20 protein-coding genes are annotated in these 17,572 nt (G+C 32.2%); 11 read left to right on the forward strand and 9 right to left on the reverse strand.

Annotated elements, in window-relative coordinates:
• Positions 1–8 precede the first annotated feature (8 nt).
• The 3 genes from RVY88_RS00810 to RVY88_RS00820 are packed head-to-tail and all read right to left on the reverse strand — an operon-like array spanning position 9 to position 2,235.
• Positions 9–551 (reverse strand): HobA family DNA replication regulator, encoded by a 543-nt coding sequence (locus RVY88_RS00810; RefSeq protein WP_011732088.1) that lies wholly within the window; start codon positions 549–551, stop codon positions 9–11.
• Positions 551–1,765: an aspartate kinase gene (locus RVY88_RS00815; protein ID WP_002849723.1), complete on the reverse strand. Its 1,215-nt coding sequence runs from the start codon at positions 1,763–1,765 to the stop codon at positions 551–553. The genes RVY88_RS00810 and RVY88_RS00815 overlap by 1 nt, the downstream gene beginning before the upstream one ends.
• Complete coding sequence (locus RVY88_RS00820) at positions 1,765–2,235, reverse strand: RNA pyrophosphohydrolase (RefSeq protein ID WP_002849725.1); 471 nt, start codon at positions 2,233–2,235, stop codon at positions 1,765–1,767. Before RVY88_RS00820 ends, RVY88_RS00815 begins: the two co-directional genes overlap by 1 nt.
• Positions 2,236–2,349: 114 nt before the next feature.
• Here RVY88_RS00820 and hemW point away from each other — a divergent pair, with 114 nt between their 5' ends.
• From hemW to RVY88_RS00845, 5 genes are read left to right on the forward strand one after another with little or no spacing between them, the layout of a single operon-like run.
• Complete coding sequence (hemW, locus tag RVY88_RS00825) at positions 2,350–3,390, forward strand: radical SAM family heme chaperone HemW (RefSeq protein ID WP_162167284.1); 1,041 nt, start codon at positions 2,350–2,352, stop codon at positions 3,388–3,390.
• A gap of 55 nt (positions 3,391–3,445) precedes the next feature.
• Positions 3,446–3,901, forward strand: coding sequence for a Sec-independent protein translocase protein TatB (tatB, locus tag RVY88_RS00830; RefSeq protein ID WP_002849729.1), 456 nt, complete (start codon positions 3,446–3,448; stop codon positions 3,899–3,901).
• Positions 3,901–4,656, forward strand: a complete 756-nt coding sequence (gene tatC / locus RVY88_RS00835; RefSeq protein WP_002849731.1) for a twin-arginine translocase subunit TatC — start codon at positions 3,901–3,903, stop codon at positions 4,654–4,656. The genes tatB and tatC overlap by 1 nt, the downstream gene beginning before the upstream one ends.
• Positions 4,653–5,672 carry a tRNA preQ1(34) S-adenosylmethionine ribosyltransferase-isomerase QueA gene (queA, locus tag RVY88_RS00840; protein ID WP_002849734.1) on the forward strand — a complete coding sequence of 340 codons (1,020 nt, stop codon included), beginning with the start codon at positions 4,653–4,655 and terminating at the stop codon, positions 5,670–5,672. The genes tatC and queA overlap by 4 nt, the downstream gene beginning before the upstream one ends.
• A 9-nt stretch (positions 5,673–5,681) precedes the next feature.
• On the forward strand, positions 5,682–6,926 hold the full coding sequence (locus tag RVY88_RS00845; RefSeq protein ID WP_011732089.1) for a hypothetical protein: 1,245 nt from the start codon (positions 5,682–5,684) through the stop codon (positions 6,924–6,926).
• Here the strand turns inward: RVY88_RS00845 and RVY88_RS00850 are convergent.
• From RVY88_RS00850 to ilvC, 5 genes are read right to left on the reverse strand one after another with little or no spacing between them, the layout of a single operon-like run.
• Positions 6,912–7,775 (reverse strand): RsmB/NOP family class I SAM-dependent RNA methyltransferase, encoded by an 864-nt coding sequence (locus tag RVY88_RS00850; protein WP_038453728.1) that lies wholly within the window; start codon positions 7,773–7,775, stop codon positions 6,912–6,914. The two genes, RVY88_RS00845 and RVY88_RS00850, sit on opposite strands and share 15 nt — an antisense overlap.
• 7 nt (positions 7,776–7,782) lie before the next feature.
• Complete coding sequence (gene ruvX / locus RVY88_RS00855) at positions 7,783–8,157, reverse strand: Holliday junction resolvase RuvX (RefSeq protein WP_162167285.1); 375 nt, start codon at positions 8,155–8,157, stop codon at positions 7,783–7,785.
• Positions 8,154–8,921: a DNA-processing protein DprA gene (locus tag RVY88_RS00860; RefSeq protein ID WP_065843754.1), complete on the reverse strand. Its 768-nt coding sequence runs from the start codon at positions 8,919–8,921 to the stop codon at positions 8,154–8,156. Before RVY88_RS00860 ends, ruvX begins: the two co-directional genes overlap by 4 nt.
• Positions 8,905–10,068 (reverse strand): divergent polysaccharide deacetylase family protein, encoded by a 1,164-nt coding sequence (locus RVY88_RS00865; RefSeq protein WP_011732090.1) that lies wholly within the window; start codon positions 10,066–10,068, stop codon positions 8,905–8,907. The genes RVY88_RS00860 and RVY88_RS00865 overlap by 17 nt, the downstream gene beginning before the upstream one ends.
• Positions 10,069–11,091: a ketol-acid reductoisomerase gene (gene ilvC, locus RVY88_RS00870; RefSeq protein WP_162167286.1), complete on the reverse strand. Its 1,023-nt coding sequence runs from the start codon at positions 11,089–11,091 to the stop codon at positions 10,069–10,071. It lies immediately after the preceding gene.
• Between the two features lie 146 nt (positions 11,092–11,237).
• Here ilvC and RVY88_RS00875 point away from each other — a divergent pair, with 146 nt between their 5' ends.
• From RVY88_RS00875 to rpsR, 6 genes are all read left to right on the forward strand, one after another.
• Positions 11,238–12,050, forward strand: a complete 813-nt coding sequence (locus tag RVY88_RS00875) for an HDOD domain-containing protein (RefSeq protein ID WP_162167287.1) — start codon at positions 11,238–11,240, stop codon at positions 12,048–12,050.
• Positions 12,047–13,975 carry an RNB domain-containing ribonuclease gene (locus RVY88_RS00880; RefSeq protein ID WP_038453733.1) on the forward strand — a complete coding sequence of 643 codons (1,929 nt, stop codon included), beginning with the start codon at positions 12,047–12,049 and terminating at the stop codon, positions 13,973–13,975. Before RVY88_RS00875 ends, RVY88_RS00880 begins: the two co-directional genes overlap by 4 nt.
• Positions 13,968–14,960, forward strand: a complete 993-nt coding sequence (locus RVY88_RS00885; protein WP_024305204.1) for a DNA polymerase III subunit delta — start codon at positions 13,968–13,970, stop codon at positions 14,958–14,960. Before RVY88_RS00880 ends, RVY88_RS00885 begins: the two co-directional genes overlap by 8 nt.
• Positions 14,961–15,052: 92 nt before the next feature.
• The gene (rpsF, locus tag RVY88_RS00890) at positions 15,053–15,439 is read left to right on the forward strand and encodes a 30S ribosomal protein S6 (RefSeq protein WP_002849755.1); all 387 of its coding nucleotides are present in this window, start codon (positions 15,053–15,055) and stop codon (positions 15,437–15,439) included.
• Between the two features lie 21 nt (positions 15,440–15,460).
• Positions 15,461–16,090 carry a single-stranded DNA-binding protein gene (locus tag RVY88_RS00895; RefSeq protein ID WP_002849756.1) on the forward strand — a complete coding sequence of 210 codons (630 nt, stop codon included), beginning with the start codon at positions 15,461–15,463 and terminating at the stop codon, positions 16,088–16,090.
• Positions 16,091–16,102: 12 nt separating this feature from the next.
• Positions 16,103–16,363 (forward strand): 30S ribosomal protein S18, encoded by a 261-nt coding sequence (rpsR, locus tag RVY88_RS00900; RefSeq protein WP_002849757.1) that lies wholly within the window; start codon positions 16,103–16,105, stop codon positions 16,361–16,363.
• A 31-nt stretch (positions 16,364–16,394) separates the two neighbouring features.
• Here the strand turns inward: rpsR and dnaJ are convergent, their stop codons facing one another.
• Entirely contained in the window at positions 16,395–17,483 is a 1,089-nt protein-coding gene (gene dnaJ, locus RVY88_RS00905) for a molecular chaperone DnaJ (RefSeq protein ID WP_002849758.1), read from the reverse strand.
• Between the last annotated feature and the right edge of the window lie 89 nt (positions 17,484–17,572).

Below are 17,572 nucleotides of genomic sequence, written 5' to 3' on the forward strand. Positions count from 1 at the left end.
AACTTCTCCTATAAACTTACTTTACCAAACAAAACAGCATCTATACTTTTATTAAAAAGTCTAAATAAAGATAGAAGTTTAATATCAAGCAAATCATCATTCGAGCTTAGATAAAAGCTATTTTGCGCTTGCTCATCAAAAAGCCACATATAGCTATCATCCTTGCTTTTTGCTATCAAAGATAATTTTGAACTTGACTTTCCTACATAAAAATATATAAATCCATTTGGAAAAGCGATACTTAACATATCTTCTAAAAGACTTATCTCCTCTTTAGAGTTTATCTCATTAAATGACGGATAAAGCGATTTTAAAGATACAAAAGGAAGTATCGGCCTAGCATTATCTCTACGATTAATATTTCTTAAAAAATAGCTCTCGAACCAATCTCTTTCCTCATCGCTAATAACTATAAATGTAACGCCTTCAAATAGATATTTTACTCTAGAAGCAAGCAGTGGAGCCCACTCCACGCGTCTTTCTTCCATCCAGCTCATAAGAGAGCCTTCATCTCTTATAGCTTCTAAGCTCCACTTGATAAAATCAGTCATTAGTTATCTAGCTCATAAGCTTTATGAAGCGCTCTAACTGCTAACTCTCCATATTTTGATGCCACTATCATAGATATTTTTATTTCACTAGTAGAGATCATCTGTATATTTATACTCTCATTAGCCAAAGTTGAAAAAGCAAGACTTGCTACGCCGCTATGACTTTTCATACCTACTCCGACAACGCTTACCTTTACTACGTCGCTGTCTATTTCAACAGATTTTGCTACGCCATCTACAACGCTTCTAGCTGCTTCCATCTCATTTTGCGGCACTGTAAAACCGAGACTTGTAGTGCCGTCTTCATGACTCGTGTTTTGAATTATCATATCTACATTTATATTTTTTTCAGCAAGTTTCTTAAAAATTCCAGCTGCAACTCCTGGCTTATCGACAACACCGCGCATAGTTACTCTTGCTTGATTTTTATCCAAAGCGATGCCGCTGATTAATGCTTGTTCCATACTGTTATTTTCCATATTTGCTTCTCCTGTTATTAATGTTCCTTCATTATTATTAAAACTACTTCTAGTAACTAAACTTACATTTAATTTTTTAGCTAGCTCAACGCTTCTGTTTTGCAGTACTTTTGCGCCCATACTGGCAAGTTCTAGCATCTCATCATAACTAATCTTTTCAAGCTTTTTAGCTTTTGGTTCTATACGAGGATCGGTTGTATATACTCCGTCTACATCGGTATAAATTTCACACAAATCAGCATTCAAAGCTCCTGCTATAGCAACGGCACTAAGATCACTTCCTCCACGCCCTAAAGTAGTAACGTATCCGTTTGCATCAACGCCTTGAAAACCTGCTAAAACTACGATTTTACCCTCACTTATGGCTTTTTTCATATTTGAATTATCTATACTTATAATTCTAGCTTTTGTATAAGTACTATCAGTAAGTATACCGGCTGCTCTACCGCTCATAGCTATAGAAGAATACCCTTTTTCATTTAATGCTATAGATAGAAGTGCGCTAGTAACTCTTTCTCCTGAGCTTAATAGCATATCCATATCAGCGGAGCATGGCTCATTTTTGGTAAAATACTCAGCATATTCAATTAATTTATTAGTCACTCCGCTCATAGCTGAAACTACGACTACTACGTCATTTCCAGCTTTTTTTGTCTCTATCACCCTTTTTGCTACTTCTTCAATCCTCTCAAGCGTACCAACACTTGTTCCGCCGTATTTTTGAACTATAAGCATTAAATATACCCCTCCTCTTTAAAATATTTCAGTACCTTATTATATACATTTTTTTTGAAATGATTAACACTTTCTAAAACTTCATTTTGCATAACAAACCTATAATCATTAAACTCTGGATTTTTAGTATTTAAGTTTATCTTTGCCATCGGCTTAAGTCTTACTAAAAAATATTTCTGCGTTTGACCATCGTATGGAGCCATTTTTTTAGCTATATTTTGTGGAAAATCATAACTAAGCCATTCCGGATGTTCACACAAAATCTCAACATCACTAGTGCCTATCTCTTCTCCTAGTTCTCTTAAAAGTGCATCTCTTGGGACTTCTCCTTTGTCAATTCCACCTTGAGGAAACTGCCATGCACCGATTATATCATATCTTTGAGCTATAAGAATTTTACACTCAAGCGGATAAGTTGGAGATAGGATAACTGCTGCTACATTTGGCCTGTAGTTTTTCTCTTTATCCATTTTTTTTCCTAAAATTTTAAAAAAATGCTACCCTAAAAGCGTTTAAAGTTTAATAAATAAAAGAGTTTTAAGAGATATTTTTATACAATTTTTCTTTTTAATGAAAGAGGAACTTTGCAAATCTACATACATATACCATTTTGCGAATCAAAATGCCCTTACTGCGCTTTTGGTTCTCACAGCGATAAATTTAGTTTAACAAAGCGCTATTTTAGTGCGCTTAAAAGTGAAATAAAAGAATCTATTTTAAATTTAAATAAAAAAATAAGTACGATTTTTATAGGCGGCGGTACGCCTAGTAGTGTCGAGGCTGGATTTTATTCGGATATTTTTGAAATTATAAAACCGAAACTTGCTAAAAACTGTGAAATAACAACCGAAGCAAACCCGAACTCAGCAAGCTTAAAATGGCTTTTGGAAATGAGAGAGCTTGGAGTAAATAGAGTAAGTTTCGGAGCTCAAAGTTTCAATGAAAAAAAGCTTAAGCTACTTGGTAGAATCCATTCAAAAAACGGTATTTCAAAAGCTGTGCAAAACGCTAAAATAGCTAAATTTAACAACATAAATATAGATCTAATGTACGGAACAAAACTTGATACGAAAAAACTTCTTTTAACCGAAGTTGAAAATATTTTTAACCTAAATATATCTCACGTTTCAGCATATTCTTTAATGCTAGAGGAAAATACTCCGTTTTTTGAACGTATAAATCTCAAAAAAGACAGTCCTGTATTAGCTAAATTTATGATACAAGAGTTGGAAAATATAGGTCACAAACAGTATGAAATATCAAATTTCGGAAAACCTTGCTTGCACAATATAGGTTACTGGAAGCAAAAAGATTATCTTGGATTTGGAGCTTACGCAGTAGGAACTATAGGAGAAAAACGATTTTATTCTACACCGAATTTAGAAGCTTACATCAAAAATCCGCTCGAAAAATCCGTAGAGAATTTAAGTAAAAACGATAAATTAAATGAGCATATTTTTCTTGGTCTTAGAAGTATAGTCGGAGTTAAAATTTCAAATTTAAATGATTTACAACTCCAAAAAGCAAATATTTTAGCTAAGAAAAATAGAATTTACATAAAAAATGGACGCATTTTTAATAAAAACTTCTTACTTAGTGATGAAATTTATTTATTCTTAACCTAGCAATTAGAAAAAAGATTGTAAAATGTTATATAAAAATCTATAATTAGGAACATCTATGTTTGGAATGAGCCTGCCAGAAATAATCATAATAGCGGTTATTGCGGTTATTTTTTTAGGTCCTGATAAATTGCCCGATGCTATGGTAAAAATAGCTAAGTTTTTCAAACTCTTTAAGCAGACTGTAAATAGCGCAAAGAGTACATTTGAGCAAGAAGTTAAGATAGCCGAACTCAAAGAAGATGCAAAAAAATACAAAGAAAATATAACAAACGCAGCTAGCAGTGTGCGTAAAAAGCTGACTTTTGAAGAGCTTGATGAGCTAAAAAGTACGGTTAGCGGCACAAAAAACAGCATAAACGAGAGTTTAGCAGATATCAAAAAAGAGATAACTAAAGATCCTTTAACACTGTTAAATAATGATCCATTAAATAACGAAACTTTAAATGAACAGCCGAGCAAACCATCACCAAATTTAAATTTAGAAAATAAAGAAATAAAAAAAGAGGCATAATGTTTGAAGATTTAAGACCACATTTAATAGAACTTAGAAAGCGACTTATCATCAGTGCATTTGCTATTATAGTATGTTTTGTAGTATGTTTTAACTTCTGGAATCCGATCTTGGCTTATATGAGCGCTCCTTTAAAAGCGGTATTGCCAGATGGAAGCAACATAATCTTTACTCAAGTTGCGGAGCCATTTTTCACCGCTATGAAAGTTGCATTTTTTGCCGGACTTTTATTAGCATTGCCAGTAATATTTTGGCAATTTTGGCTATTTGTGGCACCAGGACTTTATGAAAATGAGAAAAAATACGTTATTCCGTTTGTTATAAGCGCTACTTTTATGTTTTTAGTAGGAGCTGCTTTTTGTTACTATTTTGTAGTTCCGGTGGGATTTCATTTTCTTATAAATTTTGGCGGAGAGCTTTTTCAAGCGCTTCCTAGCATAGGAGACTACGTAGGATTTTTTACGAAACTAATAGTAGCTTTCGGTATAAGCTTTGAACTTCCAGTTGTTACATTTTTTTTAGCAAAGCTAGGTATGATCGATGATAAAGCGCTAAAAGGATTTTTTAGATATGCGGTAGTAATTATATTTATATTTGCTGCTATTATGACTCCCCCTGATGTACTTAGTCAATTTTTACTAGCTATTCCGCTTATAGCGTTATATGCTCTTTCTATATTTATAGCAAAAATGGTAAATCCGGCAAAAAAAGATGAAGAAGAAGATATGCAAGAAAATCGAGAAGAAGAGCAATGAGCGATATATTCAGCCTTTCAAGTTATGATTATAAACTTCCTCAAGATCTTATAGCCACCGCTCCTACTATGCCAAAAGAAGAAGCAAGACTTTTGGTTTATGATAGACAAAAAGATAGCGTATTTCATCTTAAATTTAAAAATCTAAGCGAAATTTTACCCGAATGTGCAATAATTTTTAATGATACAAAGGTAATAAAAGCTAGAATTTACGGTCGTAAAGATAGCGGTGCAGAAATACAAATGCTTTTAAATCAGCCGCTTCAAAACTCACTTTTTAGCTGTTATATAAGAGGTAAAGTAAAGGTTGGAACTAAACTTAAATTTGATCTTGGAGTTGAAGCTGAAGTTTTAGAACTAAAAGACGACTCTAGCCGTATAGTAAAATTTAAAAAAAATGAGCAAATTTTAAATACAAGTGAAATTTATAATATCTTATCTCATATAGGTCACGTGCCGCTTCCTCCGTATATAAAAAGAGAAGATACTCCCGATGATGAGATCTGGTATCAAAGCATATTTGCTAAAAATGAAGGAGCTGTCGCAGCTCCAACCGCAAGCTTACATTTTAACGATCAAATGCTTGATGATCTAAACAAAACTCATGATATCTCATATATCACTCTACACGTAGGCGCAGGTACGTTTAAAGGAGTTGAGCACTGCGATATAAGAGAGCATAAAATGCACAGCGAATTTTACTGTATATCCAAAAAAGCAAAAAACATTATAGATTCAGATATAAAGCTTCTAGGAGTCGGAACTACTGTTACTAGATGCATCGAGTACTACTATAGAACCAAACAGCCAAAAGGATTTTGCGATCTATTTTTACATCCTGACAACAAGCCTTTGAGACAGGATTTTTTACTTACAAACTTTCATCTACCGAAATCAACACTGATAATGCTCGTAGCAAGTTTTATAGGACTTGAAAAAACGATGGAAATTTATAAACAAGCCGTAGAAAATAGATATAAATTTTACTCTTATGGCGACGGTATGCTTATAATTTAGGAGATATTTATGAAGCTTTTTATAGGAATTTTGCTACTTGTTTTAACTCTATTTACGGCGCAAGCCAAAGAAGAAAAAACTTCTGTAAATAGTAATTCAAATTTAAAAACGACATATTTCTCATCGTATCATTTATACTCAAACACAAAAAATAACTCAGCTTTGATGAATAGTATTATTTTTACGGCTCTTATAGTAGCTTTTATCAGCTTGATTATGTTTATTATATTTTTAAGAATAGAAAAGCCTAAAAAACTACAGTTAAAAAATAGATTAAAAATAATACAAGAGCCATTTTATATGGAAAAAATACATAGAAAATTTATGTTATCAAAGCCGCAGCAAGGCGATATCGTAGAGAGGCTTGAGCTATTTTTTAAAATACTCCATATAAAAGCTGCAAAAAATAATAACGTAGTTATATTTAACTACGATCCAAAACAGCACAGATACTTTAGCGCGGATTTTAAAATTATATCATATGCAGTGCATATGTTGACCCAATTTGTCATAAATATAATTTCAAACTCGTCTATAGTTCTTACTATAAAAAGTATAAACGCTACGAACAACGTATACAAAGTGACTCTAAAAGCAAATACAAATCTTATAGAAATGGACAATAACATCAAAGATGCTTTAAAAGGAAAAACAAAAAATATAAACTACAAAAAACTAGTTATAGCATCAGATATAGCAAAACTTTTAGGATCAAAACTAAGATATCAAAGTAAATCTAGCGAATTTGAGTTTAGTTTTAATCTACTTTTAACTCCTATACAAAAAGACAATAATCATAAATTTATAAATGAGTATAAAAACGAAATAAGCGCTATTATCGCCGAAGACGATATAAATTCGTTCTATACATTAACTGCAGGATTAAGACATTATGATATCAAAACAAAACCAAATCACAATTGGGAAATAGTAAAAAAGCACATCACAGATACTATTTTTAAACCGGAATTAGTATTCATACAAGCAAAAATTATCAAAAAATTATCAAAAAATGATATTAATGTTTTAAAAGAGCATAAAGAGAGAAAAAACATCACATTTATAATACTGAGCAACAACTCAAGCTATGATGATGTAAATAAACTTTTGGATTTTGAAACATTTATATTAAGACAACCTTATACGCAAGATGCTCTTTTAGCCGTACTGAACAGATCGCAACAAGTAGCTATGGGGGGGGGTATGGCGAATTTCTTAGGATACAAAACGGAAAAAAAACTAAAGTTTTATTAAGTGCGATATAAAAAATGCATCCATCGTATCATCAGGTAAAATTCTAATTCCAAATTCACTTTTTACTACTTGTTGTAAATTTACGTCTATAGGAAGAATTTGTATTTTAAACTTCGAATTTAATGCATTTTTTATAACTTCTTCATTCTCTTCTTTATAAAAAGTACAGGTGCTATAAACTATCTCTCCACCACTTTTTAATGCATTTAAAGCTGAATTTAGTAGCTGTTTTTGAAGCTTCGATATGTTTTTTATCTCTTTGTAAGATTTTTCTTTAAAGTTTTCATTATAACAAGAGTAGCTAGAACAAGGTGCGTCAAGTAAAATTTTATCGAATTTTTCATAACAAGTGCGAGAAACGCTTCTTGCATCTTTGTTATATGTCTTTACCCATTCGCAGTTATATTTTTTTAAATTTGATTTTAATGTAAAGAAGCGATTGGTATCTGATTCCATAGCAGCCAGATAGCCGTTTTTTTTCATAAAATTTGATAGAGCTATGCTCTTTCCCCCAGGACTAGCGCACATATCAAGAACGGTTTGACCAGGGGCTGCATTTAGCGTCAATGGAGCTAAAAAACTACTTGGATTTTGTATATAAATTTTACCGCTGTTAAATAAATCGCAATGAGTCAAAATACTTTTAAAATTTGATTTACATATATAGAAATTCTCATAAAATTTAGAAAACTCCACACCTAAAATCTTAAGTTCGTCTAAAACACTTTTCTCATCGGCTTTTAATAAATTTATAAAAAACCCAACATTTTTTGGCTTAAAAAAACTATTCCACACACTACTGAATTTATCGTGCGGAACTAAATCATATAAATCATCTTTAAAACTCATACAAATCTCACAAAATATTTAGATATCTTTTTAAAATCACCATAGCGGCAATGCTATCAAATCTACCGTCTTTAGAATCTTTTGACAGTTCGCTAGCTTCGCAGCTGCTATAAGCTTCATCAACATAAATTATCTCTGAATCAAAACTGACTAAAGAGATAAAATGCTTAATTCGTCTTTCCATTTCATCCTCGCAGCTGCCGCCTTTTGGCAAGCCGACTACTAGTTTTGTCGCATTTTTTTCTTTTAACATTTTTAAAGTATCTTTCGCCGCCTGATTGCGATTTTTACGTAAAATAGGTTCGCTAGGAAGTACAACAGTCGGTAAAACCGCAACCGCAACTCCTATTCTTTTTAGTCCGACATCGATAGCTACTATCAAGATAAAATCCTTATATATACTCCGTCTATAGAAATTTTACCCTCCAGCTCGTATTCATACAAAGCGTCTCCAAATCTCGCGTAACACTCATCAAAGTTTTGATTTATTTTTATAAATTCCAAAACATCGTCTTTACTCAAATCACTGTTTAAACTTCCGAATTTAGAAGCAAACTCATCAAAATCGGCTATTAAATTCGCCCTATTTTTACTAAGTAGATCATTTGTTCCATTGCTCTCATTAAACCTTTGAGGCAATACAAAAAGAGGAATTCCCATATCCAAAGCGAGTCTTGCGCTAGACATTGATCCGCTTTTAATATCCGCTTCTGCTATGATCACGGCGTCGCTTAGAGATACGACTATTCTGTTTCTTTCTAAAAAACTCCAAGGAGTCGCAAAAGTATTAGGTTCATACTCGCTAAGAGCCAATGCGTCTTTATAAATTTTTTCTATCATTTTTGAGTTTTGAGCCGGATATATATTATTAAGTCCATTTCCAAAGACTGCGATGGTATTTGGAAAAGCGCCTTCGTGAGCATGTATATCGGTACCTATAGCCGCTCCGCTAACTACGCAAATACCGTAATTTTTAAGAGTAGAGGCTAAACTCAAAACAATATTTTTTGTATAAGAAGTACATTTTCTCGAGCCGACTATCGCTACTTTGGGGAAATTTAAGAGTTCTAAATTTCCTTTATAATATAGTTTATTTACAGGTTTTTTTAGCTTTTTTAAGCTTAAAATATCAGTTATAAAGTCCATAAATATCTTTTAAATATACTACTTCTACATCTTTTAAAATAGTTTTTTTAGCAACTTTAATAGTTTCAAAAGTTACCTTATAAGGATGACCTATTGCTATAGCAAAACCATTTTTCTTTGCTTTTTTTATAGCTATTTCAAGCTGTTTAAATATAGCAACACTACTTTGATCATTATCTATAAACACATCTCTAAAAACGTATTTAAGTCCCATTTCTTTAGTGACTTGTTTAGCTTTAGAACCTTTTGAAGTAAGACTATCGACAAATAAAATATTATGATTTTTCATGGATTTTAAAAGCATTTTCATAGACGAGTAATCACTTGTAAATTTGCTTCCGGTATGATTGTTTATATAAGATACATTCCCAAACTGCTTTTTTATAGTTGATATTCTATTTTCTATCTTATCTTTCGTATCGCCTACATTTAACGTATTTTGCTCATTTTTCTTGAAAAATATCGCTTCTAAAGGCAAATGAACCATATAAAACTCAAACTGTTTTGAGATCTTTACGCTATCTGGATAAAAATCTGTCGGCGGAAAAATAGACGGAGTTATCTTAAGCCCTAAAGACTTTATATCTCTTGCTTGAGCCATTGTGGAAAGATCATCGATTATGATAACGAGCTTTGGCTTTTCAAATTTATGAATATCTTGTTTTTTCACTATTTTTTCGATATTTTTTTGTTCATATTTTAAACTCGAATTTGAACTATTTTCATCCAGTTTTGAAGTAATATTTTGATCAACGAACATAGATATTTCTTTTTTCAAATTCGGCTTTAAAGGCGAAACGATCTGTTCTTTTGGCAATGCAACAGTTATATTTTTATCGGAATCTGAGATATTGCTATCTACTTTAAATTTCAAAGTTTCAAAAAGCTCGGAAATATTTTTATCTTTTTTTAAATTTGGTCTGTTGAACGATATATTTTTATCTTTAGAAATTTCATTTTTTTGCGTATCTAAGTAACGCTCTATCTTTTTTATCGTCTTTTGACTATCTAAATTTGGATCTTTTTTAGAGCCTGAAACAGCATAAATTACGCCAAAAATCGCAAGCAAACAAACAGCTATACCGATATAAACTAAAAAAGCCCCTTTTTTAGTTTTAGGGGCTTTTTTTCTCGACCTCTTTGCCAATTAATTTTTGTCTTTATTAACTAATCTGCCTTTATTTATCCAAGGCATCATACCGCGAAGTTTTTCGCCTGTTTTATTAAGCAGACTTGCTTCGCTAATTTTTCTCTCAGCATTCATTTTAGTATATCCAGCTTTTCTTTCTAAAACAAAGTTTTTCGCAAAAGTACCGTCTTGGATCTCTTTTAATATAGCCTTCATAGCAGCTTTACTACTTTCATTTACTACTCTTACTCCACTTACATAATCCCCATACTCAGCAGTATTTGATATAGAGTATCTCATATCGGCCATACCGCCTTGATAGATTAAATCAACTATAAGTTTCATCTCATGCAAACATTCAAAATACGCCATTTCAGGCTCATATCCGGCTTCGGTAAGAGTTTCAAATCCAGCATTTATAAGAGCACAAAGTCCGCCGCAAAGAACGGCTTGCTCACCGAACAAATCAGTTTCCGTTTCAGCTTTAAACGTAGTTTCTATGATGCCTGTTCTTCCACCGCCTATTGCGCTTGCATAACTTAAAGCTAGATCTTTTGCTTTGCCAGTCGCATCTTGAGAAACAGCTATAAGATCAGGAATTCCTCCACCATTTACAAACTCGTTTCTAACAGTATGGCCCGGAGCTTTTGGAGCTATCATTATGCAATCGATACCTTTTGGGGGAATGATTTGACCGTAATGTATATTAAAACCGTGTCCGAAAGCTATGGCGTTGCCCTCGCTTAAGTTTGGTTCTATTTCAGCTTTAAAAATATCGGCTTGAAACTCATCAGGAGTTAAAATCATTATAAGATCGGCATATTTTGTAGCCTCGCTTACGCTCATTACTTTAAAGCCTTTAGCTTCTGCTTTTGCCCAGCTTTTACCTTTTGGATTTAAACCTACAACGACATCAACACCACTATCTCTTAGATTTTCAGCGTGGGCGTGACCTTGAGATCCAAAACCTATCATAGCAACTTTTTTTGATCTAATTAAGCTTAAATCGCAATCTTTGTCGTAATAAACTGTTATCGCCATAACTTTTCCTTTTTTAAAATTTATTTAGGAATTATACTACTGTAGAAATTTAAAATCACTGAAATTTAAAAAAATTATTTAAATTTAAGTGATTTAAAAAGCCAAGTGTTGTAAAATATACAAAATTAAAATTTCCGAGAAGAAAAATGAATCAAGCAATATATAAAAGCATAAAAACTTTACCGCCACTTGATGATACGATTGTAAGAATACAACAAATCTGTAACGATGAAAATAGCGATATCAATGAGCTTATAACAGTTATACAAAAAGATCCTATGCTAACAGCAAATATATTGCGTTCTGCCAATAGCCCGCTTTATGGATTTAGCCGAGAGATAACAGATATAAATAGAGCAGTTACGCTTTTTGGTATGGCTACTATAAGAGGTTTCGCGCTTTGCGGAGCGATTAAAAAATCTTTTTCTATAGATCTATCTCCTTATAACATAAAAGATAGCCAATTTATGGAGATTGCTACAACTCAAAACGCTCTTGCATTTAACTGGTACAGCAAGATAGATAGAGAGCTTTTAAACATACTCTCTCCTGCTAGTTTTATGATGGAAATAGGAAAAATAGTTATAGCAAAAGAAATTTTGGAAAATGATAAAAATGCTGCTTTTAAAGATGCTTTAACACACATTAGCACTCCATCAGAACTATCTGATTTAGAAATAGATATGGTAGGAATTTCAAATGAGGAAGTTACGGTAAAAATATTTGAGCAGTGGAATTTAGAAGCAGAAATGATAGATGCTATACTATACTCAAATAGTCCAGATGATGCTCCAAATCATATAAGAGCATCATCTATAGCACTTAAAATTATAAAAAATAGCGTTAATATATTTGGCATATTAAGCGATGAGAATATACAAAGCACATTAACACTTCTTGATACTTATGGATTAGAACAAGCTAAATTTATAGATGCGGTTAAAAAAGTAAAAGGGTGAAAGAGTTTTTAAACGCCCTTGTAAACGGCGTAGATGATAAATTTATAAAAATAGACGAACGAGAAATTCTGCGCGTACTAGAACAGATAAAAGCTGTTAAAAAGCATAAAAACAAATATTACCTAAACGATGGATATGTCTGCGGTAAGCTTGATATAAGTAGTGGGGGCACAGGATTTTTGATGCCATACGATGTGCGTTTTAAACAAGATATAATAATAGAAAATCGAGATTTAAACGGTGCTCATTTTGGAGATATAGTACTATCAAAATTAACAAAATCTAAAAAATCCAGACTACACGCAACCATGATAGCGGTTTTGGCTATGGCAAATGAAACAAGCGTAGTTTATACTAAGCAATTCGGTCAAGTCATAATGGGAGTAAGCATCCCAAATTCTCTTACTATAGCACTTAAAGCCAGCCAAAAATCATTAAAAGAACTACCGATAGGAACTGTTTTAAAAATCAACAATCTAGATAATGATATAACAGAAGTTTTAGGCGTATTAAGCGATCCATCAGTAGATGAAAAAATATCATTAGCAATCTACAATAAAAAAAATCTTTTCCCCAAAATATGCGAAAACGAAGCAAAAAGTTTTGGAGATAACGTAGATAAAAGTATGTATCCCAATAGAGTAGATTTAACAAATTTACCGTTTTGCACGATAGATCCGGTTGATGCAAAAGATTTTGACGATGCTATTTATTATGACGTAAAAAATCGAACCGTATATGTAGCTATAGCCGATGTTAGCGAATATGTAGCCGCTTATAGCGGTATAGATAAAGAGGCTAAATTTAGAGGATTTTCAATCTATTTTCCTCATATCGCCATTCCTATGTTGCCAAGATCACTTAGTGAAAATATCTGCTCTTTAAAACCAAATTGCGATAGGTTGGCTTTTGTATTTAAAATATCTTTAGATGAGAATTTAGAGTCTATAAAAGAGGAACTTTTTGAAGCTGTTATTCACTCTAGAAAACGGTTTAATTATGATGAAGTAGATGAAATTTTAGCTTTAAATTTAAAAACAGATGATGAGATACAAGAGTGGATTTTGCCGCTATTTGAGACTGCTAAAAAGCTGAAATTTAAAAGATTACAAAACGGATTTGATTTTAGAAGCAAAGAGCTTAGAATGAGTATTTCTACAAATGGAGATATCTTAAAAACAACGTATGAAAAAGAGACTCCTTCTCACTCTCTTATAGAAGATTGTATGCTTTTAGCAAATAAAGCCGCTGCAAAAAGAATAAATCACGGTATATTTAGAAACCACGCTCCAGCCGATCTTAAAAAAATAAACACGCTTTTAGATGATCTAGCAGCTCTTGGCATAGAAATTACTTATGAAAGTGATTTAGTAGCGCTAATATCTAAAATCCAAACTCAAGCAGATAGTTTAAATATCAGAGAAGATGTTGATAAACTCATCATAAAAGCACAAAAAAGAGCAGAATATGCAAGTAAGCCTACCGGACATTTTGGTTTAGGATTTGATCTGTATTCTCATTTTACAAGTCCGATTAGACGTTATTCTGATCTTATTTTACATAGACTTTTAAAAGCAAATTTAGCGAATAATGCGAAACTTTTTAACTATCTCCTTTTGGATATAGAAGGAGTTTGCAGGGGATTAAACGAACTTGAACGTGAAGCCGATAGAGTAGCGTGGGATTTTATGGATAGAAAATTTGCAAGATGGGCTACAAATAATATCAATAAAGTATTTCGCTGCTACATAAGCGAAGTCGGCAACCAAACAATAGCTAAATTAGACGATGAAATAAAAGGAGCTAGAATATACATAGAAAACTTTACTTGTCCACTTCTTGCTTCTGTTATGGTGCAGATAAAAGAAGTAGATATACCAAGTGCAAAAATTATAGGAAAAGTAGTACAAAAACTAGATGTATAAAAAAGAGTTTCAAAATCTGCTAAATTCTAATAGATTGCCAAACTATTTTTTGCTTTTTGGGAATGAAGAGTATCAAGTAGAAATTTTTGCTAAAGAGTTGATTTCTAAATTTAAAAGTGAAAATTTACTTAGTTTGTATTTTGACGAATATGATTTTATCAGCGCAAAGTCGCACTTAATGGAGTCGTCGTTATTTTGCGATTCAAGTACGCTGCATATAAAAACAGATAAAAAAATACCGGCAAAAGAGTTAAAATACCTGATAGATCTGTGCAAAAAAAATACAAATAATGCATTTATATATGAGCTGCATGAAGGTGATATGAAAACAATTTTTGATACTAAAAAGGCATTTGGTGAAAATTTTGTTAGGTTTTTTTCGCCAAATACTCCGGCTGAAGGCGTTAGTTTGCTTATGTATCACGCTGAAAAACTGGGATTAAACATACAAACATCCGCACTTTATCAAATTTACAGTTTGCAAAATGAAAGTTTATATCTTGCTAGCAGTGAATTAAATAAGCTCGCAAATTTAACTAAAACTATCAATGACGATAGCGTAAAAAAGTTAGTTTTTAGTTTAAACGGAATTAGTTTTGAACTATTTTTTAATAAACTTATCTCTTTGCAAAACATAAAAGATGATTATTTTAGCTATACGAATGATTCTAATTTCAATGAAATTGCACTGATAAACTCACTGTATTCATCTTTTTTTAGACTATTTAAGATACAAACTTATGTTAAAATCAACGGTAAATTTGATATAGAAAAAGCCATAGGATATACTCCGCCTCCGACTATTTTAAACCAGATAAAATCACAAGCTCTTAGCATAAAAACAGAGTTATATATGGATATTTTTATGAAATTAAACTCTATAGAGTATGATATAAAAACAAAAAAAGATATAGATAAAGAATGTTTTTTACTATCATCTATTTTATCTATACAAAATTTAATTGCAAAAAACAGCAAATCTTAAGCAAGACTTTGGTATTATAATAAGCTGCATTTTATGCACAAATCCTTGCTCTTTGAATTACCAAAAAGAGCTAAAATCCATAAGGAGAACGAATGAAACATTATGAGCTTTTATTCATCTTAAAGCCAACATTGACTGAAGATGAAGCTAAAGTTAAAGTCGACTTCATAAAAGAAGTTATCACAAAAAACGGCGGCGAGATCGCTAGCGTAATAGAGATGGGAACTCGCAAACTTGCTTATAAAATAGACAAGTATGAAAGAGGAACTTACGTAGTTATATACTTTATGGCTCCTACTCAATTAATCGCTGAACTTGTAAGAAACGTAAGAATCACTGAAGAGATTATAAGATTCTTAACTGTAAAATATGAAAACAAAAGAGAGATATCAGCTTGGGACAAGCTAAGCAAAGGTCAAAAACTAATGCCTGCTAAAAAAGAGCTAAAAGCCCCGGAAAAACCGGTTGAAGCAGAATAATAATCACTAAAAGGTTGCAAAATGTTTAATAAAGTCATTTTAGTCGGTAATTTAACAAGAGATATTGAACTAAGATATGCTCAAAGCGGATCTGCTATTGGTAGCACAGGTATAGCCGTGACCCGTAAATTTAGTGGTGCAAACGGTGAAAAACGTGAAGAGACATGCTTTATTGACATTACATTTTTTGGTAGACAAGCTGAAATAGCAAATCAATACTTAAACAAAGGAAGTAAAATACTTGTTGAAGGAAGATTAAAATTTGATCAGTGGCAAGACCAAAATGGAAACAACCGCTCAAAACATAGCATAACCGTAGAAAGTATGGAGATGTTAGGAAGTCAGACGCAAGGCGGATTTAAAGATTCTCATCAAGACCAAACAAATAGCCAATACTCTAATACAAGCTATTCAAGTAACTACCAAAATCCTACTGGATACCAAAATGATAGCAATATGAATAGCGGTTATAGAGGGCAAGAGTCGTTTGCTCAAAAAACACCAAAAATAGCTACGAACGAGCAGCCTTATGAGGAGAAAATCCCAGAGATTGATATCGACAGCGATTTACCTACCCAAAGCCAAAATCGCCAAAATAAACCAAAACAAAATATCGATGTCAATATAGATGATGAAGAAATTCCATTTTAAAAGGACAATATAATGGCAGAAAAAAGAAAATATAGTAAAAAATACTGCAAATACACAGAAGCTAAGGTTGAATTTATAGATTACAAAGATACAACTCTTTTAAAATACTGCTTATCAGAGAGATTTAAAATTATGCCTAGACGTTTAACTGGTACAAGCAAAAAATATCAAGAAATGGTAGAAAAAGCTATAAAAAGAGCAAGACACGTTGCTTTAATACCTTATATAGTGGATCGTGACAACGTAGTTACAAACCCTTTTGAAGGCATGTAAAACATAAAAGTTTTGGTCTTTATGACCAAAACTACTTAAACCAACTTTTTATCTTATCAAAAATACCCTCATCGCCTGAACTTTCACCACTTTTTATACCAAAACTATTTTGAAGTTTTTCTAATAACTCTTTTTGTTCATCAGTTATTTTTTTTGGAGTATTTATAGCTATCTGCGCTATGAGTCTGCCCTTTAATTTTGTATGAGTATTTTGTATTCCTTCATTTTCAAGCACAAATTGCTGTTTATCTTTAGCCCCAACTGGAAGTTTGAGCTCGCTTTCTCCTCTTAAGGTTGGTATTTTTATAGTTTCACCAAGCATGGCTTGAGTAAAAAATACCGGAATTTCTATATAAACATCATCTCCATTTCTAACAAAATGCTCATCATCTCTTACGTTTATTCTTACGTAAAGATCTCCGCCGCCATTAGAAGATTTATTGCCTTTGCCTTGAATGCGTATTCGATTTCCATTATCAACGCCTTCTGGAATATTTATTTTGATATTATCGCTAGTTTCATTGTATCCATTTCCAGAGCAGTATAAACATTTATCTTTTATAATCTCTCCGGTTCCACCGCAATAAGGACAAGTCTGAACAAAATTCATAAATCCTTGCCTATGACTTATCTTTCCACGTCCACCGCAATGTGAGCAAGTTGATTTTTTACCATCTTTAGCTCCAGTAGCACTGCAAGTTTCGCAAGGCACTTTATAGTTGTATTTTATCTCTTTTTCACAGCCAAAAACAGCTTCATTAAAATTTAAAGTAATATTTACTTCTATATCTAATGGGTATTTGTAGCTATTTCTAGAACTTCTTGTTCCACCAAAATCACCGCCGAAAAATGAACTAAAAATATCTCCCAGATCAAATCCATCATCAAATCCGCTGCCGCTTAAACCATCTTTTCCATATCTATCATAAATACTACGTTTATTTTCATCGCTTAAAATTTCATAAGCTTCATTTATACGTTTAAACTTTTCTTCGGCTTCTTTATCGCCTTGATTTCTATCTGGATGATATTTTAGTGCAAGTTTTCTATATGCTTTTTTTATAGTTTCACCATCAGCATCTCTTGAAACTTCTAAAATTTCATAGTAATCAAACTCCAAACCGTTTCCTTTTAATTAAAATTCTAACCAAGTATTCTATCTAAAAAATAATAAATTTATCCCTAAATTTAAAAATATTTATATATAAC

The sequence above is a fragment of the Campylobacter sp. TJR-1 genome (assembly GCF_032840035.1).
In the GTDB taxonomy this organism is placed as follows: domain Bacteria; phylum Campylobacterota; class Campylobacteria; order Campylobacterales; family Campylobacteraceae; genus Campylobacter; species Campylobacter fetus.